This window comes from Candidatus Synechococcus spongiarum SH4, from assembly GCF_000586015.1.
Lineage (GTDB): Bacteria > Cyanobacteriota > Cyanobacteriia > PCC-6307 > Cyanobiaceae > Synechococcus_B > Synechococcus_B spongiarum_F.
Genome location: NZ_JENA01000269.1, coordinates 1 through 2,106 on the forward strand (window position 1 = coordinate 1; position 2,106 = coordinate 2,106).

The following is a 2,106-nucleotide window of genomic DNA, read 5'->3' on the forward strand; positions in this document are numbered from 1 at the left end:
CCTGGAGGTGGTGCAGGACTTGGGTCCAAGCTCCCTCCTGACCGCCGTCGGCTCCCGCAGCCTGGCGCGGTTGGTGGCTTGGCGCGGGCCTCGGCACACCGCCGCCCGCATCCTGCCCACTGCAACGGCCCTGCAACAGGCCCTCGCAGCGGGATTGCCGCCGGAGCGCATTGCCCCCTTGCAACCCGTCAGCACAAGCCATGGGGAGATTCACCCGACGCCCGATCCCGCCACTTCCCTGGAAGCGGCCCTCTGTCGCCGTTGGGCCGTTGACGTGGTGTTGGCGCGCCAGTCTGGAGGAACGCCCGAGCGCCATTGGCGCCGGGTTTGTGACGCCATGGGGGTGTCCCTCTGGCTGCTGCGGCGACCGGAGGAGCCAAAGCCCATGGCCGTCTGCACCAGGGATACCTTGCGCCAACGGGTCCAGGAATGCCTCCGGAAAACGTGGTCACGGGCTGCTGATCCTTGGGGTTGATGGTGAGTTGCTCGTTGCTGATGATGCTGTTCAGGGTGTCAGCAGGCACGATCTACACCGACGAGTTTGGCAACTACGGCGCTCTTCCTGTCTCCGCCTTACAAGGACTTCAAGGATTCAGGAGTACTGCCGGCAGCACCGATGACCGCCAAGCGCTTGCGGCATTGCCTGCTGCGCTACACGGGAAGGTCTTCCTGAAGGGGCTCCCTCACACTGGCCAAAAGCGGGGCCTGACGAGAGAGGGGCGGCGCCCCTCAGATGGATCATCAGAAGAGGAGGGAGAAGCGCAGCCCCAGAGAATGATCCACAGGGGATGTTGCGGTGTTGCTTTCTTCCCGCTTCCCCTCCAGGGCGATTTCCCAAGGTTCCATCCGTCCCCTGCCGGGAGTAGGGAGCCAGGGACCAGAGGAGGCCGTAGCTCCTGCTATCCGGGGAGAGGGCCACTGCCACCCCTGGGGAGAGGGTGAGGCGGTTGTTGTGGGCGGGGAAGCCGTAGGCCAACTGCGCCTCGAACTGCTGCCCCCCGGTGCTGGCGTCGTCCAACCTCTCCAGAACAGTGGGATTGGGGAGGGCGTCCATGCCGGATGCAGTAGCCCCCATGGTGTGACCCAGGGCGAGGGACGGTCCCCGATTGGTGGGGGAGGGGTCCCAGGCGAAGGAGAGGGCCAAGCCCTGCTCCCGGAACTCCTCCTCCATGTGGGTCACCAGGGAGCGCCCCTTCAGTTCGCCCCTGATGCCTCGTTGTGGATCGTTCCAGCCGATACCGGCCCCCACCTCCAGGCCGAAGCCGGTTTCCCCATCGCCGCTGTCTTGTCTCATGCCCACATCCAGCGAGGGGAGCAGCGCCGCACCGTTGGCCAGGGGGAAGGGGCGGCCCGCCTCCAGCCCCACCCGCAGCCGGGAGACGCTGCCCTCACTGGAGGAGAGAGCATCCACCTGCTCGGTGGTGGTCTTCTGGCTCAGCAGGTCGATGGTGGTGGTGAGGCTCAGCCCCTCGGCACCGCCATCGATGAGCAAGCCATCCAGCCCCACGGCGCCCATCACCATGTTGGCGGCGGGCCGGTACTCCCTCTCGGCACCATCGGGTTTGACGGAGAGCTCGCCCCGGCCGTACCCGGCCACGGCCCAGACGCCCAGTCGCGGGGTGAGGGCGTAACGGCCATAGGGGAACAGGCCAAGCAGGGTGCTGCTGAAGTCTGCACCACCATCGTTGTCCCCCTCTCTCTCGTAGCCGCCGGTGCCCCAGGAGTGGGAGAGGGCAGCGCCAGCCAGCCAGCGCTCCATCCGCCAGTCCGCGCCAACCAGGGCGGTGCTCACGTCCCCAGTCAGGGAGAGGGTGTCTTCCTGTCCACGGAAGGAGGAGAGCGCCCCTTCACCCCAGACGGCAAGCCGGGGTGTTGCCCCCTCCTCCTCCCCTTGCCCGGCTGCTATCCGGGGGGAGAAGGAGAAGGAAGAACCCTGGGCCAGTTGCTGGCCGCTCACACTCTCGAACCCCAACACCTTGGATAATGCCCCTGCGTTCTCCGCCAACGGCGTGGCGCCTGTCAGCTCTTCCCCCGCCACGGTGAGGGTGAGACCGGCTTGGGGATTGGCGCTGAAACGTCCCTGCACGGCATTCACCACCTGCTGGG

Annotated in this window: 2 protein-coding genes; one reads left to right on the top strand and one right to left on the bottom strand. The window is 66.9% G+C overall.

Features of this window, described 5'->3' with window-relative positions; all coding sequences use genetic code 11:
- A partial coding sequence (locus BG35_RS11295; protein ID WP_025782641.1) for a precorrin-6A/cobalt-precorrin-6A reductase occupies positions 1-475 on the top strand: 475 nt, incomplete at its 5' end.
- Between the two features lie 117 nt (positions 476-592).
- Here BG35_RS11295 and BG35_RS0109560 read toward each other — a convergent pair.
- On the bottom strand, positions 593-2,106 hold a 1,514-nt coding region (locus BG35_RS0109560; RefSeq protein ID WP_025782642.1), incomplete at its 5' end, for an autotransporter outer membrane beta-barrel domain-containing protein.